General features: G+C 72.2%; 32 protein-coding genes. 12 read left to right on the top strand and 20 right to left on the bottom strand.

The genetic code is table 11. From position 1 onward, the window contains the following. Positions 1 to 14: 14 nt before the first annotated feature. The gene (locus tag BN39_RS22620) at positions 15 to 176 is read right to left on the bottom strand and encodes a BldC family transcriptional regulator (RefSeq protein WP_019200932.1); all 162 of its coding nucleotides are present in this window, start codon (positions 174 to 176) and stop codon (positions 15 to 17) included. 176 nt (positions 177 to 352) lie between these two features. On the opposite strand from BN39_RS22620, the gene BN39_RS03305 reads away from it, so the two are divergent. Further along, complete coding sequence (locus BN39_RS03305) at positions 353 to 700, top strand: DUF4229 domain-containing protein (RefSeq protein WP_081585903.1); 348 nt, start codon at positions 353 to 355, stop codon at positions 698 to 700. Then, the gene (locus tag BN39_RS03300) at positions 697 to 1,794 is read left to right on the top strand and encodes a PLP-dependent cysteine synthase family protein (protein ID WP_019200930.1); all 1,098 of its coding nucleotides are present in this window, start codon (positions 697 to 699) and stop codon (positions 1,792 to 1,794) included. The genes BN39_RS03305 and BN39_RS03300 overlap by 4 nt, the downstream gene beginning before the upstream one ends. Positions 1,795 to 1,800: 6 nt before the next feature. Here BN39_RS03300 and BN39_RS03295 read toward each other — a convergent pair whose 3' ends face one another. Next, complete coding sequence (locus tag BN39_RS03295) at positions 1,801 to 2,739, bottom strand: SDR family oxidoreductase (RefSeq protein WP_019200929.1); 939 nt, start codon at positions 2,737 to 2,739, stop codon at positions 1,801 to 1,803. A 165-nt stretch (positions 2,740 to 2,904) separates the two neighbouring features. Between BN39_RS03295 and BN39_RS03290 the strand changes: the two genes are divergently transcribed. Beyond that, positions 2,905 to 3,744 (top strand): helix-turn-helix transcriptional regulator, encoded by an 840-nt coding sequence (locus tag BN39_RS03290; RefSeq protein ID WP_019200928.1) that lies wholly within the window; start codon positions 2,905 to 2,907, stop codon positions 3,742 to 3,744. Between the two features lie 149 nt (positions 3,745 to 3,893). Here BN39_RS03290 and BN39_RS03285 read toward each other — a convergent pair whose 3' ends face one another. The 8 genes from BN39_RS03285 to BN39_RS03250 all read right to left on the bottom strand — a co-directional run bounded on the left by BN39_RS03285 (position 3,894) and on the right by BN39_RS03250 (position 10,787). Next, on the bottom strand, positions 3,894 to 4,445 hold the full coding sequence (locus BN39_RS03285) for a LysR family transcriptional regulator (RefSeq protein WP_019200927.1): 552 nt from the start codon (positions 4,443 to 4,445) through the stop codon (positions 3,894 to 3,896). A 42-nt stretch (positions 4,446 to 4,487) separates the two neighbouring features. Then, positions 4,488 to 5,363, bottom strand: coding sequence for a 1,4-dihydroxy-2-naphthoate polyprenyltransferase (locus tag BN39_RS03280; RefSeq protein ID WP_019200926.1), 876 nt, complete (start codon positions 5,361 to 5,363; stop codon positions 4,488 to 4,490). A gap of 20 nt (positions 5,364 to 5,383) precedes the next feature. Beyond that, a complete protein-coding gene (locus BN39_RS03275; RefSeq protein ID WP_019200925.1) occupies positions 5,384 to 7,216 on the bottom strand; it encodes an acyl-CoA dehydrogenase in 1,833 nt (610 codons plus the stop codon). A gap of 70 nt (positions 7,217 to 7,286) precedes the next feature. Then, on the bottom strand, positions 7,287 to 8,435 hold the full coding sequence (menE, locus tag BN39_RS03270; RefSeq protein WP_019200924.1) for an o-succinylbenzoate--CoA ligase: 1,149 nt from the start codon (positions 8,433 to 8,435) through the stop codon (positions 7,287 to 7,289). 9 nt (positions 8,436 to 8,444) lie between these two features. Next, the gene (locus tag BN39_RS03265) at positions 8,445 to 8,789 is read right to left on the bottom strand and encodes a DUF3349 domain-containing protein (RefSeq protein WP_019200923.1); all 345 of its coding nucleotides are present in this window, start codon (positions 8,787 to 8,789) and stop codon (positions 8,445 to 8,447) included. A gap of 97 nt (positions 8,790 to 8,886) precedes the next feature. Then, complete coding sequence (locus tag BN39_RS03260; RefSeq protein WP_019200922.1) at positions 8,887 to 9,210, bottom strand: DUF3349 domain-containing protein; 324 nt, start codon at positions 9,208 to 9,210, stop codon at positions 8,887 to 8,889. Positions 9,211 to 9,221: 11 nt separating this feature from the next. After that, positions 9,222 to 9,521 (bottom strand): hypothetical protein, encoded by a 300-nt coding sequence (locus tag BN39_RS03255; protein WP_019200921.1) that lies wholly within the window; start codon positions 9,519 to 9,521, stop codon positions 9,222 to 9,224. A 3-nt stretch (positions 9,522 to 9,524) separates the two neighbouring features. Further along, a complete protein-coding gene (locus BN39_RS03250; RefSeq protein ID WP_019200920.1) occupies positions 9,525 to 10,787 on the bottom strand; it encodes an inorganic phosphate transporter in 1,263 nt (420 codons plus the stop codon). A gap of 210 nt (positions 10,788 to 10,997) precedes the next feature. Here BN39_RS03250 and BN39_RS03245 point away from each other — a divergent pair, with 210 nt between their 5' ends. Next, complete coding sequence (locus BN39_RS03245) at positions 10,998 to 12,131, top strand: BTAD domain-containing putative transcriptional regulator (protein ID WP_040766480.1); 1,134 nt, start codon at positions 10,998 to 11,000, stop codon at positions 12,129 to 12,131. A gap of 30 nt (positions 12,132 to 12,161) precedes the next feature. Here the strand turns inward: BN39_RS03245 and BN39_RS03240 are convergent, their stop codons facing one another. From BN39_RS03240 to BN39_RS03230, 3 genes are read right to left on the bottom strand one after another with little or no spacing between them, the layout of a single operon-like run. After that, complete coding sequence (locus BN39_RS03240; protein ID WP_040765790.1) at positions 12,162 to 12,617, bottom strand: hypothetical protein; 456 nt, start codon at positions 12,615 to 12,617, stop codon at positions 12,162 to 12,164. Positions 12,618 to 12,672: 55 nt separating this feature from the next. Next, positions 12,673 to 13,173, bottom strand: coding sequence for a hypothetical protein (locus BN39_RS03235; protein ID WP_040765787.1), 501 nt, complete (start codon positions 13,171 to 13,173; stop codon positions 12,673 to 12,675). A 58-nt stretch (positions 13,174 to 13,231) separates the two neighbouring features. Beyond that, a complete protein-coding gene (locus BN39_RS03230) occupies positions 13,232 to 13,657 on the bottom strand; it encodes an HIT family protein (RefSeq protein WP_019200917.1) in 426 nt (141 codons plus the stop codon). Between the two features lie 143 nt (positions 13,658 to 13,800). Here BN39_RS03230 and BN39_RS03225 point away from each other — a divergent pair, with 143 nt between their 5' ends. Continuing rightward, positions 13,801 to 14,343 carry a hypothetical protein gene (locus tag BN39_RS03225; RefSeq protein ID WP_148281402.1) on the top strand — a complete coding sequence of 181 codons (543 nt, stop codon included), beginning with the start codon at positions 13,801 to 13,803 and terminating at the stop codon, positions 14,341 to 14,343. A 3-nt stretch (positions 14,344 to 14,346) separates the two neighbouring features. Here BN39_RS03225 and BN39_RS03220 read toward each other — a convergent pair whose 3' ends face one another. After that, positions 14,347 to 15,273 (bottom strand): 1,4-dihydroxy-2-naphthoyl-CoA synthase, encoded by a 927-nt coding sequence (locus BN39_RS03220; RefSeq protein ID WP_019200915.1) that lies wholly within the window; start codon positions 15,271 to 15,273, stop codon positions 14,347 to 14,349. A gap of 72 nt (positions 15,274 to 15,345) precedes the next feature. On the opposite strand from BN39_RS03220, the gene BN39_RS03215 reads away from it, so the two are divergent. From BN39_RS03215 to BN39_RS03205, 3 genes are read left to right on the top strand one after another with little or no spacing between them, the layout of a single operon-like run. Continuing rightward, complete coding sequence (locus BN39_RS03215) at positions 15,346 to 16,266, top strand: hypothetical protein (protein ID WP_086010258.1); 921 nt, start codon at positions 15,346 to 15,348, stop codon at positions 16,264 to 16,266. Next, positions 16,263 to 17,144 carry a 3-hydroxyacyl-CoA dehydrogenase family protein gene (locus tag BN39_RS03210; protein ID WP_019200913.1) on the top strand — a complete coding sequence of 294 codons (882 nt, stop codon included), beginning with the start codon at positions 16,263 to 16,265 and terminating at the stop codon, positions 17,142 to 17,144. The genes BN39_RS03215 and BN39_RS03210 overlap by 4 nt, the downstream gene beginning before the upstream one ends. Before the next feature lie 10 nt (positions 17,145 to 17,154). Then, a complete protein-coding gene (locus BN39_RS03205) occupies positions 17,155 to 18,129 on the top strand; it encodes an o-succinylbenzoate synthase (protein ID WP_019200912.1) in 975 nt (324 codons plus the stop codon). A gap of 4 nt (positions 18,130 to 18,133) precedes the next feature. Here BN39_RS03205 and BN39_RS03200 read toward each other — a convergent pair whose 3' ends face one another. After that, positions 18,134 to 18,595 carry a C40 family peptidase gene (locus BN39_RS03200; RefSeq protein WP_019200911.1) on the bottom strand — a complete coding sequence of 154 codons (462 nt, stop codon included), beginning with the start codon at positions 18,593 to 18,595 and terminating at the stop codon, positions 18,134 to 18,136. Positions 18,596 to 18,693: 98 nt separating this feature from the next. On the opposite strand from BN39_RS03200, the gene BN39_RS03195 reads away from it, so the two are divergent. Beyond that, on the top strand, positions 18,694 to 19,182 hold the full coding sequence (locus tag BN39_RS03195) for a hypothetical protein (protein ID WP_202803282.1): 489 nt from the start codon (positions 18,694 to 18,696) through the stop codon (positions 19,180 to 19,182). A gap of 9 nt (positions 19,183 to 19,191) precedes the next feature. Here BN39_RS03195 and BN39_RS03190 read toward each other — a convergent pair whose 3' ends face one another. Beyond that, positions 19,192 to 19,824 carry a TetR/AcrR family transcriptional regulator gene (locus tag BN39_RS03190; protein ID WP_019200909.1) on the bottom strand — a complete coding sequence of 211 codons (633 nt, stop codon included), beginning with the start codon at positions 19,822 to 19,824 and terminating at the stop codon, positions 19,192 to 19,194. A 109-nt stretch (positions 19,825 to 19,933) separates the two neighbouring features. Between BN39_RS03190 and BN39_RS03185 the strand changes: the two genes are divergently transcribed. Next, positions 19,934 to 21,373, top strand: coding sequence for an amidase (locus tag BN39_RS03185; RefSeq protein WP_019200908.1), 1,440 nt, complete (start codon positions 19,934 to 19,936; stop codon positions 21,371 to 21,373). Between the two features lie 28 nt (positions 21,374 to 21,401). On the opposite strand, the gene BN39_RS03180 is transcribed toward BN39_RS03185, so the two are convergent. Together BN39_RS03180 and BN39_RS23650 are read right to left on the bottom strand one after the other, a co-directional pair. Next, positions 21,402 to 21,662, bottom strand: a complete 261-nt coding sequence (locus BN39_RS03180) for a hypothetical protein (protein WP_019200907.1) — start codon at positions 21,660 to 21,662, stop codon at positions 21,402 to 21,404. 59 nt (positions 21,663 to 21,721) lie between these two features. Then, positions 21,722 to 21,883, bottom strand: a complete 162-nt coding sequence (locus BN39_RS23650) for a hypothetical protein (protein WP_192814832.1) — start codon at positions 21,881 to 21,883, stop codon at positions 21,722 to 21,724. Positions 21,884 to 21,995: 112 nt separating this feature from the next. Between BN39_RS23650 and BN39_RS03175 the strand changes: the two genes are divergently transcribed. Continuing rightward, positions 21,996 to 22,400, top strand: a complete 405-nt coding sequence (locus tag BN39_RS03175) for a DUF302 domain-containing protein (protein ID WP_019200906.1) — start codon at positions 21,996 to 21,998, stop codon at positions 22,398 to 22,400. Beyond that, the gene (locus tag BN39_RS03170; RefSeq protein ID WP_019200905.1) at positions 22,397 to 22,657 is read left to right on the top strand and encodes a metal-sensitive transcriptional regulator; all 261 of its coding nucleotides are present in this window, start codon (positions 22,397 to 22,399) and stop codon (positions 22,655 to 22,657) included. The genes BN39_RS03175 and BN39_RS03170 overlap by 4 nt, the downstream gene beginning before the upstream one ends. Positions 22,658 to 22,670: 13 nt before the next feature. On the opposite strand, the gene BN39_RS03165 is transcribed toward BN39_RS03170, so the two are convergent. Then, positions 22,671 to 23,939, bottom strand: a complete 1,269-nt coding sequence (locus tag BN39_RS03165; protein WP_019200904.1) for a trans-acting enoyl reductase family protein — start codon at positions 23,937 to 23,939, stop codon at positions 22,671 to 22,673. Between the two features lie 78 nt (positions 23,940 to 24,017). After that, the gene (locus BN39_RS03160) at positions 24,018 to 25,124 is read right to left on the bottom strand and encodes an AbrB family transcriptional regulator (protein ID WP_040766472.1); all 1,107 of its coding nucleotides are present in this window, start codon (positions 25,122 to 25,124) and stop codon (positions 24,018 to 24,020) included. Between the last annotated feature and the right edge of the window lie 34 nt (positions 25,125 to 25,158).

Below are 25,158 nucleotides of genomic sequence, written 5' to 3'. Positions count from 1 at the left end.
CGATGACGGGACGGCTACTGCGTCGTATTCTGGTTCAGTAGAGCAAAGACCTCGGAGGCGCGGAAGCGACGATGCCCGCCGGGGGTCCGCACGGAGCCGAGCAGGCCCGCGCCCGCCCACCGGGTGACGGTCTTGGGGTTCACGTTGAACAGAGCGGCCACCTGGCCAGGGGTCATGAGTCGTTCGGGCTGACGGGGCGCGGCCGCACGCAGATCGGCGGGGCGCTGGGCGGTGTTGGGGTGTGCCGTGGTCATGATGCCCAGTATGCAGTGATTTGCCCGAGTGTTCGAACCCCTATCCAAGTGTCAAGTATTGGTAAAGTCGTATTTCGGACCGGAGGTAGGCTTGGGGGGTGACCGATTCCTCCCCCTCCGCAAGCCCGCAGTCAGGCGCACCGTCGGACTCCGAAATCGGCGCCGCCAAACGCGGCCTGGCGCGCGATATTCTTTTATATACGCTGTTTCGCTTGGCACTTGTCGCAGTGATCGTCGCGGTGTTCTACGGAATCGGCCGACTCATCACCGACGAGGTGCCCCTCATTCCGGTATTCCTGTTCGCCATCGTCGTGGCGCTCCCGCTGTCGATGGTCGTGGGCAAGGGACTGCGCGATCGGGTGACACGCAACGCCGCCGTCGTCGACAGCAAGCGCAAGGCCGAGCGCAACGACTTCCGCCGCCGGCTGCAGGGGATGGACGAGTGACCGTCGTCTGCGACCGGAGCGCCGACCGCTCCTGGGTCGACAACGCCGTCCGCCTCATCGAGGCCGACGCGCGCCGCAGCGCCGACACCCACCTGCTCCGGTTCCCGCTCGGCGAGTGGGGGGTGAAGGCCGGGGTGCAGCTCTACCTCAAGGACGAGACCACCCACATCACCGGCAGCCTCAAGCACCGGCTGGCCCGGTCCCTGTTCCTCTACGCGCTGTGCAACGGCTGGGTGCGCGAGGGGACCACCGTGATCGAGGCCTCGTCGGGCTCCACCGCCGTCTCCGAGGCGTACTTCGCCAAGTTGCTCGGGCTGCCGTTCGTGGCGGTGATGACGAAGTCCACGTCGCCCGCGAAGGTCGCGCTCATCGAGCGCGAGGGCGGCACCTGCCACTTCGTGGACCGCGCTGACCAGGTGTACACGGAGGCGGCCCGGCTCGCGGACGAGCGGGGCGGGCACTACATGGACCAGTTCACGCACGCCGAGCGGGCGACGGACTGGCGCGGCAACAACAACATCGCCGAGTCGATCTTCTCCCAGTTGTCGCTGGAGGAGCACCCGGAGCCGGCGTGGATCGTGGTCGGCGCGGGCACCGGCGGTACTTCCGCGACGATCGGGCGGTACATCCGGTACCGGCGGCACGCCACGCGGCTGTGCGTCGTGGACCCGGAGAACTCCAGCTTCCTCCCGGGCTTCGAGGCGTCGGACTGCGGTGTGGAGACCGGGAGGTCCTCGCGGATCGAGGGCATCGGCCGCCCCCGCGTCGAGCCCTCCTTCATCCCCGACATCGTGGACCGGATGGTCGGCGTGCCCGACGCGGGCTCCATCGCCGCGGCGCGGGTCGCATCCTCGCTCCTGGGCCGCCACGTCGGCGGATCCACGGGCACCAACCTCTGGGGCGCGTTCGGCGTGCTCGCCGAGATGGTGGCCGCGGGCACGTCGGGCAGCGTGGTCACGCTGCTCGCGGACGACGGTGACCGCTACCTGGACACGTACTTCGACGACGCCTGGGTGTCCGGGCAGGGCTTCGACCTGATCCCGCCGACGCTCACCGTCGAGCGGTTCCTGGCCGACGGGTCCTGGCGGGAGTAGGGCGGGTCACCCGCCGAACGGCACCCCGGTGAGGCGCTCGGAGACCTCCCACATCCGGCGGGCCTCCTCCCGGCCGCTGATCCGGCTGTACGGCGCGTGCTCGGCGGGGGCGCCGCCCAGGTGACGGAAGCCCTTGGGGCCGTACAGCTTGCCGCCCGCATCCGGTGCCGTCGCGGCGAGCAGCGCGGGGAGCTTCGCGGTCTCGACGGTGCCCACCAGCACACCCCGGTTCGACAGCCGCCGGATGGCCCGGACGGCGAGGGTGTCGCCGTCGCGGCCGATCTCGGGGCGCGCGGCCAGCAGGTTCGTGGGCGCCACGCCGGGGTGCGCGAGATTGCTGCTGATGCCCCAGCCGCGCTCCCGGCTGATCCGGTCGAGCTCGAGCCCGAACAGCCCGAACGCGATCTTGGACTGGCTGTAGGCGCCGGCCCCGTCGTAGGAGCGTTCCCAGTTCAGGTCGTCCCAGTTGATCGCCCGCTCGTTCGCGGCGATGCTGATCTGCGACGTGACCCGCGCCCCGCCGGCACGCAGGAGCGGCAGCAGGTGGGCGACCAGGGCCACGTGCCCGAGGTGGTTCGTGCCGAACTGCAGCTCGAAGCCGTCCGCGGTGGCCTGCCGGGTGGGCGGCGTCATCACGCCGGCGTTGTTGATGAGGACGTGGACGGGCCGCCCGTCGTCCAGCAGCGACCGGCCGAGCGCCGCGACCGATTCCAGCGACGACAGGTCGAGGGTTTCGACGGTGACCGCGGCCGAGGGGCTCTCCTCCCGGATCGCCGCCACCGCCGCCTCCGCCTTGGCGGGGTTGCGGGCGGGCAGCACCACGTCGGCCCCGGCGGCGGCGAGGCGCCGGGCGATGCCCAGTCCGATGCCGTCCGTGCCGCCGGTGACGACGGCGCGGCGCCCGGCGAGGTCGGGGAGGGTGATGTCGATCGGTGCTCTGCTCATGCATCCACCGTGGCAGCGGCGGGGATCCCCATCCAGGGATCGTCGATCCCCGGATACGCGGGCCGGGGAGGGCGCGCCGCGGCCCGCGCGGCAGTACCGTCGGATTTCAGGAGCAGCGGGTGCGCTCCGGGACGCTCGACGGTGCTCGAGGGGAGTTGAGTGCGGATGATCGACCGGGAGGGGCTCGCGGAATTCCTGCGGCGCCGGCGCGCGGCGCTGCAGCCCGAGGACGTGGGGCTGCCGCGCGGGCGGCGCCGCCGGACGGAGGGGCTGCGCCGCGAGGAGGTCGCGGCGTTGTGCCACATGTCCGCCGACTACTACACCCGGCTGGAGCGGCAGCGCGGCCCGCAGCCGTCGCAGCAGATGATCGCGTCGATCGCGCAGGGCCTCCATCTCAACCTCGACGAGCGGGATCACCTGTTCCGGCTGGCCGGGCACACCGCGCCGCCGCGCGGCGCGACGGGCGACCACATCGGGCCCGGGTTGCTGCGTGTGTTGGACCGACTGGCCGACACCCCCGCCGAGATCGTCACCGAGCTGGGGGAGACGCTGCGGCAGACGCCGCTGTCCGTGGCCCTGACCGGCGACACCACCCGGTACACCGGGCCGGAGCGGAGCGTCGGCTACCGGTGGTTCACGGACCCCGGTTCCCGGGCGATCCACCATCCGGAGGATCACGAGTTCCTGTCGTCGATGTTCGTGTCGGGGTTGCGGGCGGCGGTCGCGCTCCGCGGGCAGGGCTCGCGGGCGGCGGAGTACGCGGACCTCCTGCTGGCCCGCAGTGCGGAGTTCGCGACGCTCTGGGAGGCGCACCCGGTGGGGATCCGCCCGAGCGCGGTGAAGCGGTTCGTCCACCCGGACGTGGGCCTCCTCGAGCTGGACTGCCAGCACCTCGTGGACCCCGAGCAGTCCCACCTGCTGCTGGTGTACACCGCGCAGCCCGGCTCGGAGAGCCACGAGAAGCTGGGGCTGCTGGCCGCGGCGGGCGAGCCCGCACTCGGGTGATCGCGCGAGCTCTGGTCGCTCCCGAAAAGCCATGCGCGGCACGCATAGGTGGATCGTCCCTGTTCAGAGGCATTTTCCGGCGGTCTGGCCATGCGTCGCACGCATGACGCGCGGCGGGGTGCGCGGGCGGTGTCCGCCGGATAGGACTGCTACACGAGCCTGAGGAATTCGTCCGTGGCACCGGTCGGATCCGGAAGGCAGAGCAATTCCACCCTCTCGGGGCGCAGGAGGTGCACGATCGCTGTCCTCAGGCCCGGGAGCAGCGGGCCGCCGCGTAGGAGGACGGCGAACTCGACCCGCCCGGCGCGGACGGCCGCGAGCGGATCGTCCAGGACCACGGGCTCAGCCCGCAGCGTGTTCCCTCGATTCCACCGCGCCATCGCGCTGTCCAGGCGGACGGGGATCGGGAGGTCGGCGCGGTGGGCGAAGCGCAGGGCCGGAGGGCGCTCGTCGTTCAGGGCGCGCAGCTCGTCGAAGCCCCCGACGATCCGCTCGATCAGCGCGATCGCCGGCTGCGCGCCCGCCGCCTGCTGTGATCCCGCAGGTCCCCGCTGGAACAGGGGGAACCCCACCAACTGTTCGGCGGCCGCGACCGAACGGGTCACCGTGGACTGCGCGATGCCGTGGACCCGCGCTGCCTCGCTGATGCTGTGGGTGCGCGCCACGGTCGCCACGACGCGAAGCCGTTCGATGTCCGACATGCAGGGACGGTACCGCCAGGGGCTGACGATTCCGTGCGCCCGTCAGGCGCCGAGGAACAGCGCCGCCGCCGCGGCGACGGACCACACCAGCATCGCGAGGCCGGTCTGTGCCAGGGCCGGGATGAGCGCGGGGCCCTGGCCGCCGCGGACCACGGGGAGCGCCGCGCGTACGGCGAGCGGCGCGGAGAGCAGCGTCAGGAGCGCCCACGGGGTGGCGACCGCTGCCAGGGCGAGGCCGAGCACCGTCGGGACTGCCACCAGCACGCCGAACAGCACCCGGGTGCGGGAGTCCCCGAGCCGCACGGCGAGGGTGATCTTGCCCGATTCGCGGTCGGTGGGGATGTCGCGCAGGTTGTTGGCGACCAGCACCGCCGAGCTGTACGAGCCGATGGCGCACGCGGCCAGCACGCCCGTCGCGTCGATACGGCCGGCCTGCACGAACTCGGTGCCGAGGACCGCGACCAGGCCGAAGAACACGAACACCGCGATCTCCCCGAAGCCCTGGTAGCCGTAGGGGGTCTTGCCGCCGGTGTAGAACCAGGCGCCCGCCACGCAGGCCAGGCCCACGAGGATCAGCCACCACGCCGATGTCAGCGAGAGCGCCACTCCGGCCACGCCGCCTACGCCGAAGCACGCGAACGCCGCGCGCTTGACGGACGCGGGGGAGGCCAGGCCGGACCCGACGAGCCGCAGCGGCCCGACGCGGTCGTCGTCGGTGCCGCGGATCCCGTCCGAGTAGTCGTTCGCGAAGTTCACGCCGATGATCAGCGACAGCGAGACGACCAGCGCCAGCAGCGCCTTCCACCACACCGCCTCGCCGAGGAACCCCGCCGCTCCGGTGCCCGCGATCACCGGGGCGATCGCGTTCGGGAGCGTGCGGGGCCGGGCTCCTTCGAGCCACTGCGCGGGGGATGCCATGCGCCCAGCCTAAGCAGTCGTCAGAGGATCGTGGTGTCGAGGTCGACAGTGGTGCGGTCGAGTTCGGCCAGCAGATCGAACTCGGTGTGCGCCTTGGGCAGCTCGTAGGTGAAGAAGTAGCGCGCCGCCGTGCGCTTACCGCGGTAGAAGGCGTCCTGCAGCGCCGCCCCGTCCTCGCCGTACGTGGCGAGGGCCTGATCGAGCCACAGCCACGCCACCACGACGTGGCCGAGCCCGTCCAGGTACGCCGTGGCGTTCGCCAGCGACAGCTCCGGATCTCCCGCGCCGCCCACGGCCATCGTGACCTCGAGGGCCCGGGCGGATGCCGCCCTGAGCTTCGCGGCGAAGCCGGCGAGCTCGGCCTTCTCGGCGGCCCGCGCCGCCGTGGCCTCGATCCGGCCCAGCAGGGCTCCGAACGACGCCCCGCCGTGCTGCGGCACCTTGCGGCCCAGGAGGTCGAGGCCGTGGATCGCCTTGGCGCCCTCGTGGATCGCGTTGAGCCGGTTGTCCCGGTACAACTGCTCCACGTTGTAATCGCGGGTGTACCCGTAGCCGCCGTGGATCTGGATGGCGTAATCGTTGGCCTTGACGCCGAACTCGGCCGGCCAGCTCTTGACGATCGGGGTGAGGAAGTCGAGCAGGCGCTCGGCGGCGGTCCGGGCGGCGTCGTCGGCGGCGGTGGCCGCCTCGTCGATCAGGCGCGCCGCGTACAGGGTGAGGGCGAGCCCGCCCTCGGCGTAGCTCTTCTGCGCCAGCAGCATCCGGCGCACGTCCGGATGCTCGATGATCGGGACCTGCGGACCGTCGAGCGCCGTGACCGGACGCCCCTGCACCCGGCCCCGCGCGTACCCCAGTGACTGCAGGTACGCGGTGTAGGCGTTCGCGGAGGCGGTGTAGCCCACCGCGATCCGCGCCTCGTTCATCATCTGGAACATCTGGATCAGGCCGCGGTTCTCCGTCCCCACCAGGTAGCCGGTGGCGCCGCCGCCCTCCTGGGGGTGGCTGCCGTCGCCGAACGCGAGGAGGCAGTTGGTGGTGCCCTTGTTGCCCATCTTGTGGTTCAAGCCCACCAGGGTGACGTCGTTGCGGGCGCCGACCTCGACGGCGCCGTCGGCGCCGTCGTTGACCAGGAACTTGGGCACGATGAACAGCGAGATGCCCTTCACGCCGTCGGGCGAGCCGGGCACCTTCGCGAGCACGAGATGCACGATGTTCTCGGTCATCTCGTGATCGCCGCCGGTGATCCACATCTTGGTGCCGGTGATGCCGTAGCTGCCGTCCTCGCGGCGCTCGGCCTTCGCGGTGATGTCGGCCAGCGCGGAGCCCGCCTCCGGCTCGGACAGGCACATGGTGCCGGTGAACCGGCCCTCGAGCATCGGCTCGACGAACAGCCGCTTCTGCTCGTCGGTGCCGAACGAGCGGATGACGTTGGCGTTGCCCAGCGTGAGGCCGGTGTAGACGGCGGTGGGCAGGTTCGCGGCGTTGAGCCAGGCGAACGCGGCCTTGGCGACGACCGACGGGAGGCCGATGCCGCCCTCCTCGGTGGGGATCTCGCCGGTGAGCAGCCCGGAGTCGAAGATCGCCTTGATGCCCTCTGCGGTCGCCGGCAGCGTGACGACCTTTCCGTCCGGCCCGACGGTGGGCTCGTGCGCGTCGGCCTCGCGGTAGTGGTTGGACAGCTTCTTCACGGCGATGTCCGCGGCCAGGTCGAGGGCCGCGTCGAAGGTCTCGCGTGAGTGCTCGGAGAACCTGTCGTGCTTGGTGAGCTCCTCGGCGCCGAGCCATTCGTAGACGAGGAAATCGACGTCGCGGGGGCTGAGCAGCGGGGTCTGCGCTGCGATGTTCTGCTTCACGGGTCTCCGATCCGAGCCAGGACTTACTGCTGAGTAAGATTACTGCTCGGTAAGCTTACAAGAGTTTCCTTCACTCGTGAAGATTTGTGAGCCGGGTCGCCAGCGCCCGCCGGTCGATCTTCCCCGGGCCTCGCCGCGGCAGCTCGTCGACCAGGTACAACGCCCGCGGCGCCGCCGTCCGGTCCAGCTCGGCCGCCACGGCCCGTCGGACCTGCTCGACGGTGACCGTCGCCCCCGGCTCGGCCACCACGGCCGCCGCGACCGCCTGGCCCAGGCGCTCATCGGGCTGTGCGAACACCGCGACCTCGGCGACGCCCGGCACGCGCGCGAGGACCGCCTCGACCACCTGGGGGAGCACCGTCAGGCCGCCCGTGGAGATGGCCTCGTCCAGCCGGCCCGTGACCGCGAGAACCCCGTCGGTCAGCGTCCCCGCATCGTCGGTGCGGAAGAAGCCCGGCTCCGCGAACGCGGGGTGCTCGGGCAGGTTCCGGTAGCCGAGCGCCACCGTCGGGCCGCCCAGGACGACGCGGGACTCCGGGCCGTCGAGGCGCACCTCCACGCCGGGGAGGGGCGCACCGTCGTACACGCACCCGCCCGCGGTCTCGCTCATCCCGTACGTGCGCACCATGCGGATCCCGGCCGCGAGCGCGGCCTCACGGACCGGCGCGGGGCACGCGGCGCCGCCGATGAGCACCCCGTCGAAGCGGGCGAGCGCCTCGGTCGCGGCCGGGTCGGCGAGGACCTTCACCAGCTGGGTGGGCACCAGCGACAAGTAGCGACGGGACGCGGTCATCCGCGCGAACCCCTCCGCCAGGCCCGACGGTGCGAATCCCGCCGAGACGTCGAGCCCGACGGGCGCGTGGCCCGAGGCCAGCGAGCGGAGCATCACCTGCACCCCCGCGACGTGGTGCGGGGGCATGGCGAGCAACCACTGCCCGTCGCCGCCGAGGCGTCGCGCGGTACCCGCGGCGCTCGAGGCGAGGTTCGCGCGGGTCAGCACGGCGCCCTTGGGGATTCCGGTGGTGCCCGACGTGGCGACCACCAGCGCGGCGCGCTCGTCGATGGGGGAGCCGGCGGCGAGCGCCGTGGTGAGCCGTTCGGCCTCGCGCGGATCGCGCGCGGGGACCGGCAGCCACGCCGGGGCGGTACCCGCGAGCAGGGCCTCGAGCTGCGGGAGGGCGGATTCGACGGTGTCGATCGGCAGCGGCTCGAGGTTCACGGGTCGAGGCTACTGGGGCGGATCGTCGTCGTACCGCAGTGGCGCATCGTCGAAGGGCCAGCCCTTGATCTCGAGGCGCTCGCGCACGCGGGTGATGTCCTTCTCCAGCGGCAGCTCGTGGGTGCGGCCGCTGATCGCGACGGCGGCGTCCACGCGGGTGATCGGGTCGACGCCCTCGGGGGTGAGGTGCGCGTCGTTGATCAGCTCGCGTGTGACCTCCTTGACCTCGTCCTTGGTGAGCTGGCGGTCCAGGAGCGCGAGGAGCGGCTGGTAGTCATTGGTCGGCACGCCGTCCGGGTAGCCGGCGCGCAGCCAATCGACGATCTTCGCGATGAAGCCGGGGCCTGAACTCATCGACGAATCACCTCCGTGTACCTAGGGGACGACCCCCTACCCTTGCCCTCAAGGATAGGGGGTCGGCGGGCCGTTCATTCAACGGCGTAGCGAATGATCAGCCGGCGTGTGCGCTGGTGAAGCCGGTGAGCGGCCACCCGCCGGCGGCCAGCTTGGCGGCCACCTGATGCAGCTCCTCGTCGCTCGGCTCGGTCTGCGTCACCTTGGTGATCGCGGCCTCGATCTCGTCCTTGTGCACCTCGTCCGGGCGGACGGCCAGCAGGCGGCCGATCACGGCGTCGGTCTCGTCGTCGGTCAGGGACCGCTTGAGGAGTGCGAGCAGCGGGAAGTAGTCCTTCGGCGGGACGCCCTCCGGGTAGCCGGCGCGGAGCCAGTCGAGGACCTGCGCGAGGACGTTGTCCTGGGTGTTGTCGGTGCTCATGCGTTCCGCCCCTACTTCTTCTCGAACCACGGGTAGATGTTGTCGAAGGTGAGCTCGTACTTGAAGCCGGAGGCCACGATCATCGCGACGCCCAGCACCACCGCGACGATCACGATGAGGAAGGCGATGGCCGCGAGCGCGTTGCCCATCGGGTTCGGCTTGTGGACGGTGCCGTCCTCCTGCTCGTGGCCGTTGCCGATCGCCAGGCCGCGGACGCCGACTGCGAAGAGGGCGGGGAGGCCGGCGCCGAGGACGAGTCCCACGAGCAGGACCTTCCACACCGCGTCGAGGGCGAGGGAGATGGTTTCCATGTCTTAGACCTTCGCAATCTTCTCGGCGGCGGCGGTGGGCGCGACCGAGTTGGTCTCGTCGTCCCACTCGGCGTTGACGTTCTTGGAGTCGACCTTCTGCTGCTGTGCGCGCCAGTACATGTAGCCGGAGAGCGCGCAGAGGACGGCGAAGGCGACCACGGGGCCGGCGAGGCCGGGGATCTTGGCGGCGACGACCCACATGACGGCGCCGACCACGGCGGCGGCGGGGAGGGTGATCAGCCAGGCGGCCACCATGCGCACGGCGACGTTCCAGCGCACCTTGGCGCCGGGCTTGCCGACGCCCGAGCCGAGGATGGAGCCGGTCGCGACGTGGGTGGTCGACAGGGCGAAGCCGAGGTGGCTGGACACCAGGATGATGGTGGCCGAGGAGGCCTCGGCGGCCATGCCCTGCGGGGCGCTGATCTCGATGAGGCCCTTGCCGAGGGTGCGGATGATGCGCCAGCCGCCGAGGAAGGTGCCGAGCGCGATGGCGGCCGCGGCGGAGAACTTCACCCACAGCGGGACGCCGTGGGTGTCGTCCCAGAACAGGAAGCTGCCGCTGGCCTCGGGGGTGCCGGCGCTGTAGCCGATGAGGGCCAGGGTGATCACGCCCATGGTCTTCTGCGCGTCGTTGGTGCCGTGCGCCAGCGAGACGAGCGAGGCGGTGCCGATCTGGCCCCAGCGGAATCCCTCGTTGGTGAAGCGCTCGGCGACGCCGGCGACGATCTTGAAGATGAGGAACGTGCCGACCGCGGCCACGATGCCGGCGACGACCGGGGCGAACAGTGCGGGGAGTACGACCTTGCCGATGACACCGTCGAGCTTGCCCTGGCCGATCCAGACCACGCCACCGGTGCCGAGGGCGGCGATCGCAGCGCCGATCATGCCGCCGAACAGTGCGTGCGAGCTGGAGCTGGGCAGGCCCAGCAGCCAGGTCAGCAGGTTCCAGACGATGCCGCCGATGAGGCCGGCGAGAACGATGATGAGCAGTGCGCGTCCGTGATCGGCCGTGAACTCCGCCTTGGGCGAACCGTCCTTGTTCTGGATCTTGATCACCGCGTTGGTGACGGTCAGCGCGACCTCGACCGACAGGAACGCGCCCACCAGGTTGAGGATGGCCGACAGGCTCACCGCGGTCTTCGGCTTCAGGGCACCGGTCGCGATGGAGGTGGCCATCGCGTTGCCCGTGTCGTGGAAGCCGTTGGTGAAGTCGAAGGCGAGCGCCGTCACGATCACCAACAGCAAGATGATCAGTTCGCTGTTCATGACGAGAATCTTGCGGCCCGGAGGGGCATTCCACCAAACGGGTGAGATGCGCCTGACATCCTTCTGACCTGCAGCTTCCTACGAACCGGATCATAGTTCATCTGATGTTCATACAGGGGTTGGCGAGTGGCTTCCGGGCTGTGTCCGAAATATCCCGATTTTGCGTGTACCCTGCGATGGCGGATGACGCGTCACGACTACTATTCGCGCATGGCGACATTGGATATCCGGGTGCTCGGCCAGGTCTCGTTGTCCGTCGACGGGGCGCCCAACGAGGTGTCGGGCGTGAAGCCCCGGTCGGTCCTCGCGCTCCTGGTGATGAATCGCGGGCGGGCGGTCACCGTCGACTCGCTGAGCGAGCAGGTGTGGGATGGCAACCCGCCCGCATCGGCACGGGCCAGCCTCCAGGTGTTCGTGAGCGGCCTCCGCAAGGCGCTCCGGGGGCCCGGCGCCGGCTCGGGCCTCGACGCGCTGCTGGTGACCTCCGGTTCCACCTACCGCCTCGATCTCGAGCCCGAGCAGTCCGACGTGGGCCGGTTCGACTCGGCCCGTCGACGGGGCGCCGAGCTCGCGGCCGCCGGCCGGTACGACCAGGCGTCGCTGATGTTCGCGTCCGCCCTGGCCGAGTTCCGCGGCGATGCGGTGGCCGACCTCCGCGGGCTGCAGTTCGCCGACAACTTCGCGATCGGCATGGCGGAGGAGCGCGCCGCGGTGCAGTCCGCGATGTACGACGCGGAGATCGCCGCGGGACGCGCGGGGTCCGTGATCGGGGACCTGCGCAGGCTGGTGTCGGAGCACCCGCTGCAGGAGCCGCTCTGGGGCCAGTTGATCACGGCGCTGTACGTCACGGGCCGGCAGGCCGATGCGCTCGAGGCCGCCCGCGAGTTGCGCCGCACCCTGGCCGACGAGCTGGGCGCCGATCCCACTCCCGCCCTCGTGGAGTTGGAGGGCAAGGTGCTGCGGCAGGAGCCGATGGCGTTCGCGCAGGCCCGCCCGCAGCAGGCCTCGGGCCGCGCGTTCGAGAAGACCGAGACCGACGCCGCCGCCGAGTCGGTGGGGCCCCGCGGTGTGCTCACCGCGCCCGACGGCACGGAGCACGAGGTGCACGGCGAGGTGCGCCTCGGCCGCCTCCCGGACAACGACGTCAGCATCGACGACACCAAGGTCTCGCGCGAGCACGCCGTCATCACCGGCTCGGTGAGCGGGTTCTCCGTGCGCGACCTGCAGTCCTCCAACGGGACCTTCGTCGGGGAGCGCCGGGTGTCCGGCCTGCTCCCCCTGTCCGACGGTGACGCACTCACCCTGGGCCGCACCACCTTCCACTTCCGGGTGGTCGAGGAGTAGGCGCGCGCCGGTTCGGGCGGCCGACCCACGTCACTCGGTGGCCGATACCGCCGCCGCGAGGGTCCGCCAGCGGCGGTGGCGGTGGCGGAAGATCGCGCGCACGAACAGTGCCGCGAGCGCGCCACGCGCACCGTCCTCCACCTCGACCTCGTCGGTGTACCGGCACCGGTCGGGCCCGAGCGGCTCGAACGTGAGGCGGTGATTCCACACCCGCACGGGCCCGCCGCGCTCGTTGGTGTAGATCTCCCGTTCGTCGAGCCGCCGCACGCTGATCTCGTGGGTCCAGGTGGGGATCACTCCGAGCCACCGCACGCGGCCCCGCGCCGTGAAACCCGGCTCCACGGGGACGCCCGGGGGCGGCGCCTCGCGCATGTCGAACGACAGCACGGGGGCCAGCACGAACAGCATCACGTCGGGCACCGCCGCCATCGTCCTGGCCTTCGCGGCGGGCAGCGGCAGCTCGGTGCTAATGGAAACGACTGTCATGTACGCACGATACCGCCGCGCGACCGCCGGGTGCGGGCCGTGCTCGCGCCGGGGATCAGCCCTTGAGTTCGGTCGCCAGCTGGACCGCGGCCTTCTGGTCGAAGGAGCCGCCGATCTGCAGGCGCGGACCGTCGACGGGTTCCTGGACGAGCGGCGCACTGATCACCCGGCCCTCGTGCACCATCGCCATCTGCGATCCGCGCAGCCGGGCGGTGGCGCGGCGGACCGCCTCGCTCGCGCCCGGCGCGAGCGTGACCTCGACGACCCACGAGCCCGACGGGGTCCGCACGGCCTTCGCGTCCCGCGGCGTCGTGGCGACGTACGCCGCGGACAGGTCGAACACCGAGCGCCCGTCGGGGCCGCACGCGCGGTAGCGGTCGCCCGGCGCGGGGTGCTGCGGGACGATCGTGCACGGCGGGGCCGAGGGCGGTCCGGCGACGAGCGTCGCCTTCCGGAGTTCGAGGGTGTCCTTCGGGGCGGCGCCGGCCGTGCCGCCGCCGGCGATCATGCCGAGGCCGACGGTGACGGCGGCCGCGGCGCGGAGTCCGCGTTTCATTGCTCTTCCTCACGACGACTGTCCCGAGGCTACCTCCGGGGCGGCGTTCCGCGCGGCGTCACGGCGAGGATCGCAGGGCGTCCCGCAGGAGGGCGGCGGCATCGTCGGACGTGCGTGGCCGGCGCCGGAGGAACCTGCCGACCACGGACCTCTTGTCTCCGGCGTGACGCGGAACCACGTGCAGGTGAACGTGATCGACGGTCTGGAACGCGGCCCGCCCGTCGTTGACGACGAGGTTCACGCCGTCGGCGCGCAGCGCCCCGTCGCGCGCGGCGAGGGCCAGACGGTGCCCCAGCGCGAACATGCGGGCGCCGAGCGCACCGTCGAGCTCGGACAATCCGGACGCGTGCCGTTTCGGGACCACGAGCGTGTGGCCGCGGCTGAGTGGTCGCGCGTCGAGGAACGCGATCAGGTCGTCGTCCTCGTGGACGACCGCCGCCGGCGACTCGCCCGCGATGATCGCGCAGAAGACACATCCCGGCATGGCGTCAGCGTAGACCGCGCATAAGGGTGATTATCGCCACGTGCGCGTGCAGTTCCGCGTCGATGCTGCGACTAACACAATGAGAGATGCGTGGTAGCGCACCATGGAACGACGAACGGACTGAGGACATGAAGGCTCGCAGCGTGCGATCGACGCTCATCGGGGCGGCATCGGTACTGGTCATCGGGGCTCTCGCGGCTCCCGGGCCGGCGTCGGCAGCGCCTCCGCCCGCCGTGCTGACCGCGGCCGACCTGCCCGCCGGGTACACCGGCTACCGGACCAAGGTGCAGTCGGGGGAGGTCGCGATGGTCCCGTCGGGCGACACGTCCGCGCGGTGCCTCGACGCCACCGCCGCGGCGGCCACGGCCACCCGCGGCGCGCAGAGCCGGGAGGCGTCCGCGCAGCGCGACCGCTTCACGCTCATGGTCGCGGCGCTCTCGGCGCCCGCCGGTGCGCAGCTCGGCGACCTGCTGGATCGCTGCTCCACCGGCGACCGGACCTTCCGCCCGGTGGCGGCCCCCGCCGATCTCGCCAGGTTCGCCCCGCGCCTGTACTGGGACTCCGCGGGCGACGAACGCGTCGCCTACGTCACCGTGCGGAACGCGACGGTGGTGGTGCGCACCGTCGGGCCGGCGGAGCCGTTCTGGGAGACGCTGCGCAAGCAGGTCGCGCTCACCGACCGGTAGCGGTCAGTAGTACCAGGGGAAGGGCGACCAATCGGGGGAGCGCTTCTCCAGGAACGAATCCCGGCCCTCCACCGCCTCGTCGGTCATGTACGCCAGGCGGGTGGCCTCGCCCGCGAACAGCTGCTGCCCGACGAGGCCGTCGTCGGGAAGGTTGAAGGCGTACTTCAGCATCCGCTGCGCCTGGGGGCTCTTGCCGAGGATCTTGGCCGTCCACTCCAGGGCGACGTCCTCCAGCCGGTCGTGGTCGACGACGCGGTTCACGGCGCCCATGCGGTGCATGTCCTCGGCGCTGTAGACGTCGCCCAGGAAGAAGATCTCGCGGGCGAACTTGTTGCCCACCTGCTTGGCGAGGTACGCGCTGCCGTAGCCGCCGTCGAAACTGCCGACGTCCGCGTCCGTCTGCTTGAACCTCGCGTGCTCGCGGCTCGCGAGCGTCAGGTCGCAGGTCACGTGCAGCGAGTGCCCGCCGCCCGCGGCCCAGCCGTTGACCAGGGCGATCACGACCTTGGGCATGAACCGGATGAGCCGCTGCACCTCGAGGATGTGCAGCCGTCCGCCCTCGGCCTTCGTGCGGACCTCGTCGACGCCGTCCGCGGTCGCGGCCTCGACGTCGGAGTCGTGGCTCGTGGCGTACTGGTAGCCGCTGCGGCCGCGGATCCGCTGGTCGCCGCCGGAGCAGAACGACCACACGCCGTCCTTCGGCGCGGGTCCGTTGCCGGTGAGCAGCACCGCGCCCACGTCGGCCGACCGCCGCGCGTGGTCCATCACCGCGTACAGCTCGTCCACGGTGTGCGGCCGGAACGCGTTGCGCACCTCGGGCCGGTCGAACGCGACGCGGACGGTGCCCTGCTCCTTGTGCCGGTGGTACGTGATGTCGGTGAGGTCCTCGAATCCGGGGACCGGCTGCCACAGCTCCGGGTTGAAAGTCACGTGACCGACCTTACTGTTCCGGTCGGCCCGAGAGGGTTGGGGCGGCGTGGTCCACGGCGTAGAATTAGTTAAGTGATCGAATTAATTATCGCGCTCGGGGTGCGCAGCAGCGAGATCTTCCGCGTCGCGCCCGACGGGGCCGTCACCACGGTCCGGCGCGGCGCCCGCGGGGAGAGCCCCGACGGTGTGGTCGTGTCCGGCGGCCGCCTGTACTGGACCACCATGGGCCGGCCCGAGGTCGGCGACGGGGAGGGCGAGGGCCGCCTCGACTACTCCGCCCGTACCGGCGGTGTGCACACCGCGGACCTCGACGGCGGCGACGTCCGCGACCTCACCGAACCGGGCGCCGTCACCACCGGCAAGCAGCTCGCGACCGACGGGGCCGGCCGGCTCTACTGGGGCGATCGCGAGGGCTGTCGCGTGAGCAGCGTGCGCGTGGACGGCACCGGCCGCACCGACCTCGTCGTCAACGCGCCGCAGCCCGACCGGATGGCCGAATGCGTCGGCGTCGCCGTGGATCCCGCACGCGGGCACCTGTACTGGACACAGAAGGGGCCCGCGAAGGGAGGGCGTGGCCGGATCCTGCGCGCCGGGCTCGAACTCCCCGCCGGGGAGTCGCCCGGGACCCGCACCGACATCGAGGTGCTGTGGGACGGGCTCCCGGAGCCCATCGACCTCGAGATCGTGGGCGACCGCCTGTACTGGACCGACCGCGGCGCCGAGCCGGCGGGCAACACCCTCAACCGGGCGCCGCTGCCCGGCCCGGGCGCGCGCGGCACCGGACCCGAGATCCTCGCCGGCGGCTTCGCCGAGGCCATCGGGCTCATCGTCGACGAGGCCGCGGGCCTCGCCTACGTCTCCGACCTCGGCGGCCGCATCCACCGCGTCGCCCTCGCCGACGGCGCCACCGAGGTGTTCGCCGACCTCGGCACCCCGATATCCGGAATCACCGCACTCCACACGACCGCAGTACCCGAGGAGGCCCGCGCATGAGCTACTCCCACACCTTCGACACGATCAAGCACCGCCCCGTCGCGGTCGTCGGCGCCGGCACCCTCGGCCGCCGCATCGCCCTGATGTTCTGCAGCCGCGGCGGCGAGGTCCGCATCCACGACCCGAACGCCGAGCAGGCGCAGGCCGCCGTCGACTACGTCGCCGAGACCCTCCCGGGGCTGGTGGCCGACGGTCGCGCGGGCGCCGTGGGGCGGGCCGTCGCGGCCGGCGACCTGGCCTCCGCGCTCGACGGTGCCTGGCTCGTCGTGGAGGCCGTGCCCGAGCGGCTCGACATCAAGATCCCGCTGTGGGGCGAGATCGATTCCCTCGCACCGGCGGACGCGATCCTCGCCACCAACTCCTCGTCGTACGCCTCGCGCCTCATGAACGAGAAGATCGCCGACAAGAGCCGGTTCTGCAACATGCACTTCTACATGCCCCCGCGCGCCAACGCCGTGGACCTGATGTCCGACGGCGAGACGGCGCGCGAGGTGCTCGACACCCTCGAGGCGGTGCTCCCCGAGTTCGGGGTGCTGCCCTTCGAGGCCAAGAAGGAGAGCACCGGCTTCATCTTCAACCGGATCTGGGCCGCCGTGAAGCGCGAGTCCCTGGCCGTGGTCGCCGAGGGCGTCGCCACCCCGGAGGACGTGGACGGCATGTTCAAGGCCAACTGGCACATGCCTGCCGGCCCGTTCGCGATGATGGACGGTGTCGGGCTCGACGTGGTGCTCGACATCGAGAACCACTACGCCGCAGAGGATCCCCACCTCCCGGAGGGGCCGCGCCGCCTGCTGCACGAGTACGTCGACAGCGGCCGCCTGGGCGTCAAGACCGGCGAGGGCTTCTACCGCTACGACAGGGAGGGCGAGCGGGCCTAGGCTGGACGGCGTGGTGGTGGACCTCGACGACCTGCTCGCGACCGCCCGCGTGGTGCGCCTGCCCATGCGGGTGCGCTTCCGCGGCATCACCGCCCGCGAGGCGGTGGTGTTCCGCGGCCCCGCCGGCTGGGGCGAGTTCGGCGCGTTCGAGGAGTACGACGACGCCGAGGCCGCGAACTGGCTGCGCGCCGGGATCGAGGCCGCGCACGTCGGCTTCCCCGCACCGCTGCGCACCGTCGTCCCCGTGAACGCGACCGTGCCCGCGGTCCCCGCCGAGCGGGTCGCGTCGGTTCTTGAACGGTTCCCCGGCTGCCGCACGGCGAAGATCAAGGTCGCCGAGAAGGGGCAGGAGCTCGCCGACGACCTCGCCCGGGTCGCCGCCGTGCGGAAGGCGTTGCCCGGCGGAGACATCCGGGTGGACGCGAACGGCGGGTGGACCGTGCCGGAGGCCCACGAGGCGATCTCGCGCCTCCTCGACGACGGTCCGCTGGACTACGCCGAACAGCCCTGCCGCACGGCGCCGGAGCTCGCCGAGCTGCGCGGCCTCCTGGCGGGCGCGTGCGATGTGGCGGCCGACGAATCCATCCGCCGTGCAAGCGATCCCATGCGCGTCGCGGAACTCGGCGCCGCCGACGTGGCGGTGGTCAAGGTGGCCCCGCTGGGCGGGGTCCGCGCCGTGCTCGACGTGGCCGCCGCCCTCCGCGCCGCCGCCGGAGTGCGGGTCACCGTCTCCTCCGCACTGGACACCGCCGTCGGACTCTCCGCCGGGATCGCGGCCGCCGCAAGCATTCCCGAGGGCAATGCCGCCGGCCTCGGGACGGGAGGCTTCTTCACGGAGGACCTCGGAAGCCACCCGCTGACCGACGGTGCGCTGCGGGTCGCCACCGTCGCCCCGGCCGAGCGGGAGATCGCCGCCGTCGAGGTGACCGGGGACCGTCGGGACTGGTGGCTGGACAGGCTGCGGCGGTGTCACGCCCTCCTGTGATGGTTCAGGGCCAGGGCGCGTAGGCCCAGCCCAGCAGGCGGTGCGGCCGCGGGTTCGGGCTGTCGATGATCTGGATCTGGCTGCCGTCGCCCCAGCCCCGTTTGAGCCCCTGCACCGCGCCGCTGAGGTAGCGGCCGTTCCCGAGCGAGATGTCCACGTGATAGCCGTAGTCGCTCTGCGTGAACACCAGTGCGCCGCGCGGTGCCGGCAGGTCCGGGTGGCCGCGCCCCTTGGCGGCCAGCGCCTCGTAGAACGAGCGGGCGTGATCGCGGGGTATGCCGGTCGCGGTGGTGCGGCCGTAGGCGAAGTCTACGAAGTCCTCGCAGCCGTACTCGCCGAAGGTGTCGGTGCCCAACAGGGTCATGCCGCGCGCGATCGCGGCCTCGGGGTCCGCCGCCTGCGCCGGGGGAGCGCCCGCGACGGCGATCGCGATCACGGCGACGACCGACGCCAGTATTCGTTTCACCCGTTCCTTTCTAGTACTACGCGCCCTGTGCGGTGCGGGAATGCGCGATGACGCCGGGCGTACTGACAATGTCGGTGGTGGCGTCTATGGTCCGGGGCATGGAGAACCTGATGACCGAGCTGGGCGCCGCGCTGACCGGTGACCCCGAGGATCGCAAGGCGGCGCTGGACGCGCTGTGGGCCGGGATCGACCCCTCCGACCACGCCGCCAGGTGCATCGCCGCGCACTTCATCGCGGACGCGCAGGAGGACCTCGGCGTGGAGGTCGAGTGGGACGAGCTCTCCCTGGCCGAGTCCCTGCACGTCTCGGACGCGGAGCTGCAGGCCATCCATCCCACGATGTCCGTCGCCGGGTTCATGCCGTCGCTCTACCTCAACCTTGCCGACGGGTACCGCCGGCAGGGCCGGTTCGAGGAGGCGGCCGACAAGCTGCAGACCAGCCGCGACTTCGATTTCGCGCTCGACGATCCGCAGCAGGAGGCCGCGGGCTACTCGGCGATGATCCGCGGCGGGCAGCAGAAGGTGGCCGAGCTCATCGCCGCGCGCGACACCACGAAGGTGGCGCAGGACGGGGCGCCGCCGGCCTAGCGGCGCCCGTCACGGCCGGGGGAGGTCGCGCAGGTGGCGCGCGCCGTCCTCGTCGCCCTGCTCGAACAGCGCCCCGATCAGCAGCGTGCGCAACGCGCTGGTCCGGAGGGCGGTGTCCGCGTGCTCGGGCAGCGCCGAGTCGATCGCGGTGAAGCCGTTGATGAGCGCGACGACGCCCCGGGCCTGCGCGGGCGTCGCCTCGGTCCCGGCCAGAGCGGCCGCGGCGAGCGCCACCCGATCGGCGGCTTCGACGTACTCGGCGACCACGGCGCGCGACTCCGGATCCCGCGCGGCGCGCAGGTACGCCTCCAGCAGCGCCAGCGATTCCGGGTTCCGCGCGGCCGCGGATGCCGCGAATGCCGCGATCACCTGGTCGGGCGTCGCGTCGGCGTCGGCGAGCTGAGTGGACAGCGCGTCCAGTCGGTCGAACTCCTCGGCGACGAAGGTCCGCATCGCCTCCACGGTGAGCTCGTCGATCGAGGCGAAGAAGTACCCGATGGACGTGGTGGGCAGGCCGGCGCGCGCCGTGACGGCGCGGTGCGTCACCGACGCGTAGCCCGTCTCGGCGACGATCTCGACCGCGGCGTCGATGAGGGCGCGCCTGCGTTCGAGCGTGCTCTGCCGGTGTCTGCGCTCCTCCACGGTCGCGAGTCTAGGCCGCGCAGGAAGTCTGTACAAAGTTACAGACTATGGCTATCGTCGAGTCTGTAACTTTGTACAGACTCGGCCGCGGGGCCGGGGAGGGGCAGCCATGACCACCGACATCACCGCCTCGTCGTGCCGCGTCCACGCGGTCGCCGACGACGTGCTCGGCACGCTGGACGCGACCGCCGTGGCCGCCGCGATCGACGCGGGCGCCTTCTCCGCCGCCGACGCGGCCGATGCCGCCGTGGCCCGGATGCGGGCCGTCGACGCCGAGGTCGGCGCTGTCCGCTGGTGGGGCGCGCCCCGCGGGGCGGGGGTCCGGGCGCCGCGGGGCGCCGCGTTCCACGGCGTCCCGTCGGCGATCAAGGAGAACACCCCGTTCGCGGGCCTGCCCACCACGATCGGCTCCGCGGCCCTGCCGGACGCCCCTGCGGCGAAGTCCGGTCCCGTCGCCGAGCAGTTCCTCGCCACCGGCCTCAACGTGCTCGCGTCCACGGCGATGCCGGAGTACGGCCTCACCGCGAGCGCCGAGTTCGCGGACGGCCGTGCGCCCGTGCGGAACCCGTGGGACACCCGGTACACGGCGGGTGGCTCCTCCTCGGGTGCGGCGGCGCTGGTGGCGTCCGGCGCGCTGCCGATCGCGCACGGCAACGACGGCGGCGGCTCGATCCGGATCCCCGCCGCGCTCAACGGCCTCGTCGGGCTCAAGGGCACCCGCGGGCGCACCGTCGGCGCCCCCGAGCTGAAGGTGTTGCCCGTCAACGTGGTCAGCGAGGGCGTGCTCACCCGCACGGTGCGCGACACCGCACGCTACTTCGCCGCCGCCGAACGGCACCAACGGAATTCGGCGCTGCCACCCGTCGGGCACGTTTCCGGGCCCGGTCGTCGCCGCCGGATCGGGCTGGTCACCGAGTCCGTCACCGAATACGGCATCGACGAGGCGTGCCTCGCGCCGGTGCGCTCCCTCGCCGAGGAACTCGCGGCGCAGGGGCACGAGATCGTCGAGCTGTCGATGCGCGACCTGCACCTGGACGGCGGCTTCGTCACCGACTTCCTCACCTACTGGGGCCTGCTCGCGGCTCTCGAGGTGGCCGGCTCGGCGGCCGCCGCGCGCGGGCGGATCGACCGCGCCGCACTCGATCCCGTGACGCGCGGCCTGCTGCGCGCGGGGCGGCGCTCCGCGCTGGCGATCCCCGGTGCGATCCGCCGGCTGCGCGCCGTCGAGGGCGATTACGAGCGGATGTTCGTCGAGCGCGGCGTCGACGCGATGCTGTCGCCCACCATGACCCGGCCCACCCCGCGGATCGGTCACCTCGATCCGGGGCAGCCGTTCGAGGAGTTCATGGCGCGCACCGTGGCGATGGTGGGGATCACCCCGCTCAACAACGTCAGCGGCGGCCCCGCGATCTCCGTACCCTGCGGCATCGACTCCGCCGGCCTGCCGCTCGGGGCGCAGTTCGCCGGGCCCGCGGGCACCGAGGCGACGCTCCTCGAACTCGCCTACGAGGTCGAGGAGATCCGCCCCTTCGCCCGCATCGACGCCTGATCCGGATCGCTGTGCCGACGGTCCGCGGTCAGGAGGCTGCCGGGGTGAGCGCGTCGGCCAGCGCCGCCGCGGTCTCGGGCGAGACGTCCGCGGGCCGGTTCAGGCGGACGCGGTCGATGTAGCTCCGGCGCGCGGCCTCGGCGGCGCCGGGGCAGGCGTCGGCGAGCAGGGCGATGGTCTCGCGCACGTCGGTGGGAACGTAGCCGGGATCGGCCGATGCGGCGTTGTCCGCCGCGAACGATCCGTAGCCCTCGGCCAGGCGGTGCAGGAGGCGTTCGTCGATAGCCATCACCTCAGGCTAACGACGGGGCGCGCTCCCTGGAAGGGGCTGGAGCGCCTCGATCCTCGTCAGCGGAACCAGGACCGCTTGCGGGGCGGGGTGGGCGTCTCCTGCGTATGGCCGGGGCACCAGTCCCGGGCCGGCACCGTCGCCCGCACGGCGTCGACGTGGGAGCCGCACCCGGCCCAGGTGGTCCTGCCGCAGGTGCGGCAGCGGACTGCGTGGCACATCGTGGGGAATCCTTGTTCGGTTCTGTGGCGTTTCACGACGAACCTAGCATCCCCCTGGGGGGTTATGCAATGATGGCTGGAGCCCATCGATGCCGAGGAGAAGGGAAGAGGGATGCCCGAATTCACCATGAGCAGGACGATCGCCGCGCCGTACGCGGAGGCGGTGCAGCGGGTGCGCGACGAGTTGGCGGAGGTCGGTTTCGGCATCCTCACCGAGATCGACATCGCGGCCACGCTCAAGGCGAAGCTCGACGTGGACGTGCCCGCCAAGGTGATCCTCGGCGCCTGCCGCCCGCAGCTCGCCCACGTGGCCCTGGGAGTCGACCCGCGCGTCGCGGCGCTGCTGCCGTGCAACGTGGTGGTCAGCGCCGCCGGCGAGGGCTCGCTCGTCGAGGTCATGGACCCGAACGTGATGCCCGAGTTCACCGGCACCGAGGCCCTCGCCGAGGTCGCCGGGGAGGCCCGCGAGCGCCTGTCGACGATGCTCGCCGCCCTCGAGCCCGAGGCCGGCCGGTGAGGATCCCCGACGAGGACGCCAAGCCCGTCGTCACCCGGATGAAGCGGGCGCACGGCCACCTCGCCACGGTGATCCGCATGCTGGAGGAGGGGGAGGAGTGCGAGGACGTGCTCACCCAGCTCGCCGCCGTGAACAAGGCGCTCAGCCGCAGCGGCTACGCCCTCGTGGCCACCGGCCTGCAGCACTGCATCGTGACCGAGGGGCCCGAGAACGTCGACCGGCAGAAGCTGGAGAAGCTCTTTCTGGCGCTCGCCTGACGGGCGGAGTGCGTCAGCTCAGCTCGTCGACCTCGACCGTGAAGCCCTGCGCGCGAAGACGATCCGCCAGAGCGTCGCCCATCGCGACCGCGGGCGTGAGCACGCCCGCGCGATCCGGGAGCGCCGCGCCGCCGCGCGCGGGGTCACCGTCGAGCGCGAGGGCCAGGCTGGACTCGCCCAGCATGACCGCGGTCCCGCTGTAGCCGGGATCGAGCTTCGCGCCGATCGTCGAGCGGTAGCGCCGCCCGCCGGTGGTGCGGGTGTAGACGTCGGCGATGAAGGAGCCGTTCGCCTGCGACTTCTCGCTGGGGCCCTCGCCGGGCTGCGGCAGGATCCTGTCGAGCACCGGGCGCAGCGGCTTGATCGCGAGGGCGCCCATGCCGACCGCGAGCGCACCCTGCACCACGTGCGAGCCGATCTTCGAGACGATCGGCGGGCCGGGGATCGCCATCGTCTCCCGGTAGCTGAAGTCCGGGCCGTACGCGAAATCCAGCAGGCCGTTCGAGCGGCGCACCACGCGAGTGTTGTAGCTGGCCATGAAGAACGGGGCCAGCGAGCCGCGCAGCGACGGGTCCACGGTGGACGCGTCCACCACCGACAGGTCGCCCGGCTGCGACGGCGTCTCCCGCGCCGGATCCACGGTGAGCGAATGCGGGCGCCCCGCGATCCGCCGCGCCTCCCTGTCCGCCGCCACCTCGTCCGCGAGCCCGATCGCCGACGCGATGGTGCCGCCGCTGGCGCCGCCGCGGAGGGAACGGATCACCAGGGTCGTGGAGCCGAGGGTGCCGGCGCCGTCGGCCTGCGCCTTCTCGTACACCAGGAACGTGCCGAGATCGGAAGGGATGGAATCGAACCCGCAGGAATGCACGATCTTCGTACCGCTCGCCACCGCCTGCTCGTGGTACTTGTCGATGGACCGTCGCGCGAACAGCACCTCGCCGGTGAGGTCCGTGTAGTGCGTCCCGGCGTTCACGCACGCGCCCACCACGGTCTCGCCGTACAGGGCGTAGGGGCCGACGGTGCTGCAGAGGACGGTCGTGCGGGCGGCCATCGCGTCGAGGGTCGACGGCTTGTCCACGTCGGCGACCACGACGCCCCAGTCCTGTGCGCCCGCGCCGAGTGAGTCGCGCAGCTTCTCCAGCTTCGCCTGCGTCCGCCCCGCGAGCGCGATCTTCACGCCCGCCGGCGCGTGCGCCGCCAGGTGCTTGGCCGTCAGCTCCCCGACGAAGCCGGTGGCGCCGAAGACGATGAGGTCGAATTCCCGGGTTCCCGCGGTGCTCATGAACCCAGGCTAGTCATACCTCCGGAGGCGTGCCTCCGCGGCCGATCGTGCTGCAGGCCGCGGCGCGACGCCCACGACTCACGCATCGACGGTGACGGACTCCTCCTCGGAGCGGCGCGACGAGCGCAGGCGCCGGAAGCCGCGGGCCGCGGCGGGGGCGAGGAACAGCATGAGGACCACGCGGATCAACTGCGCCGCCACCACGAAGGTGATGTCCACGTTCGACGACGCGGCCACCGCGAGCACCGCGTAGATGCCGCCCGGGGTGGTGGCCAGGTACCCGTCGAGCGCGGAGACCCCCGTCATCGCCGACAGCGCGAACCCCAGCCCCGCGCAGACCGCGCCGAGCGCCACGATGAGCAGCGTCGCCCACGGCAGCAGCCGCGCCATCGACCGCAGCGACTCCCGGGTGAAACCCACCCCGGCCTGCCAGCCGATCACCAGGTACCCCGCGAACACCAGGGCCGCGGGCACCGTCGCGCCCGACGCCACGCCCGTCAGCGACCCCGTCGCCGAGATCAGTAGAGGTCCCAACAGCCCGCCCGCCGGGAGCCTCGTCCACCGGCCGATCAGCAACCCGGCGCCCACGCAGACCGCCGTGAACACGAGGTCGAACCACCACGGCCGGCCCGGGCCGTCGTCCATCATCGACCCCGCCCCCGCGACGTGCGGATACAGGGCGGCCACCAGCGGCAGCGACACCGTCACCAGGCCCACCCGGAGGTACTGCACCACCGCGACGGTCCGCTCGTCGCCGCCCAGCTCGCGCGCGATCGCCACCAGCCCGGAGGCGCCGCCCGCCACCAGCGCGAGCGACCCGGTGATCGAATCGGTGTCGCGCCGCAGCCCGAGCAGGGCGCCCGCCGCCACCGAGAGCAGGAGCGTCGCGAAACCCACCAGCAGCGCCGCCGGCCACCGCGAGCCCAGCGCCGCGACGGTGTGCGCCTGCATCAGCGTGCCGATGTAGGCGCCCAGCACCGCCTGCGCGCCCAGCTGCAGCGGGCGAGGCACGTCGCCGGGGGAGCGGCCAGCCAGCGCCATCGCCGCCGCGCACAGCAGCGCCGCGAACAGCGCGGCGCTCGGCACGCCGGCCGCCCCGAGCCCCGCCGCCGCCAGGCAGGACGCCGCGGCGAGCACGGCCCAGCGGCCGAGGCCGGTCGGGAGGGAGGCGGGAAGGCTGCGCACGCTCACAAGTATTCGCTTCCGAATCGGGCGTGGC

Source organism: Tsukamurella sp. 1534 (genome assembly GCF_000312385.1).
GTDB lineage: Bacteria > Actinomycetota > Actinomycetes > Mycobacteriales > Mycobacteriaceae > Tsukamurella.
This window is presented reverse-complemented; position numbering and strand designations above follow the sequence as displayed.

Coding starts and splice junctions, on each gene's coding strand:
- BN39_RS03185 (WP_019200908.1), top strand. CDS start 19,934: ATGACCACCGACATCACCGCCTCGTCGTGCCGCGTCCACGCGGTCGCC.
- BN39_RS03295 (WP_019200929.1), bottom strand. CDS start 2,739: ATGAGCAGAGCACCGATCGACATCACCCTCCCCGACCTCGCCGGGCGC.
- BN39_RS03280 (WP_019200926.1), bottom strand. CDS start 5,363: ATGGCATCCCCCGCGCAGTGGCTCGAAGGAGCCCGGCCCCGCACGCTC.
- BN39_RS03265 (WP_019200923.1), bottom strand. CDS start 8,789: ATGAGTTCAGGCCCCGGCTTCATCGCGAAGATCGTCGATTGGCTGCGC.
- BN39_RS03230 (WP_019200917.1), bottom strand. CDS start 13,657: ATGCCGGGATGTGTCTTCTGCGCGATCATCGCGGGCGAGTCGCCGGCG.
- BN39_RS03235 (WP_040765787.1), bottom strand. CDS start 13,173: ATGAAACGCGGACTCCGCGCCGCGGCCGCCGTCACCGTCGGCCTCGGC.
- BN39_RS03240 (WP_040765790.1), bottom strand. CDS start 12,617: ATGACAGTCGTTTCCATTAGCACCGAGCTGCCGCTGCCCGCCGCGAAG.
- BN39_RS03180 (WP_019200907.1), bottom strand. CDS start 21,662: ATGGCTATCGACGAACGCCTCCTGCACCGCCTGGCCGAGGGCTACGGA.
- BN39_RS03260 (WP_019200922.1), bottom strand. CDS start 9,210: ATGAGCACCGACAACACCCAGGACAACGTCCTCGCGCAGGTCCTCGAC.
- BN39_RS03255 (WP_019200921.1), bottom strand. CDS start 9,521: ATGGAAACCATCTCCCTCGCCCTCGACGCGGTGTGGAAGGTCCTGCTC.
- BN39_RS03165 (WP_019200904.1), bottom strand. CDS start 23,939: ATGAGCACCGCGGGAACCCGGGAATTCGACCTCATCGTCTTCGGCGCC.
- BN39_RS22620 (WP_019200932.1), bottom strand. CDS start 176: ATGACCCCTGGCCAGGTGGCCGCTCTGTTCAACGTGAACCCCAAGACC.
- BN39_RS23650 (WP_192814832.1), bottom strand. CDS start 21,883: ATGTGCCACGCAGTCCGCTGCCGCACCTGCGGCAGGACCACCTGGGCC.
- BN39_RS03195 (WP_202803282.1), top strand. CDS start 18,694: ATGGAGAACCTGATGACCGAGCTGGGCGCCGCGCTGACCGGTGACCCC.
- BN39_RS03285 (WP_019200927.1), bottom strand. CDS start 4,445: ATGTCGGACATCGAACGGCTTCGCGTCGTGGCGACCGTGGCGCGCACC.
- BN39_RS03290 (WP_019200928.1), top strand. CDS start 2,905: ATGATCGACCGGGAGGGGCTCGCGGAATTCCTGCGGCGCCGGCGCGCG.
- BN39_RS03245 (WP_040766480.1), top strand. CDS start 10,998: ATGGCGACATTGGATATCCGGGTGCTCGGCCAGGTCTCGTTGTCCGTC.
- BN39_RS03175 (WP_019200906.1), top strand. CDS start 21,996: ATGCCCGAATTCACCATGAGCAGGACGATCGCCGCGCCGTACGCGGAG.
- BN39_RS03210 (WP_019200913.1), top strand. CDS start 16,263: ATGAGCTACTCCCACACCTTCGACACGATCAAGCACCGCCCCGTCGCG.
- BN39_RS03250 (WP_019200920.1), bottom strand. CDS start 10,787: ATGAACAGCGAACTGATCATCTTGCTGTTGGTGATCGTGACGGCGCTC.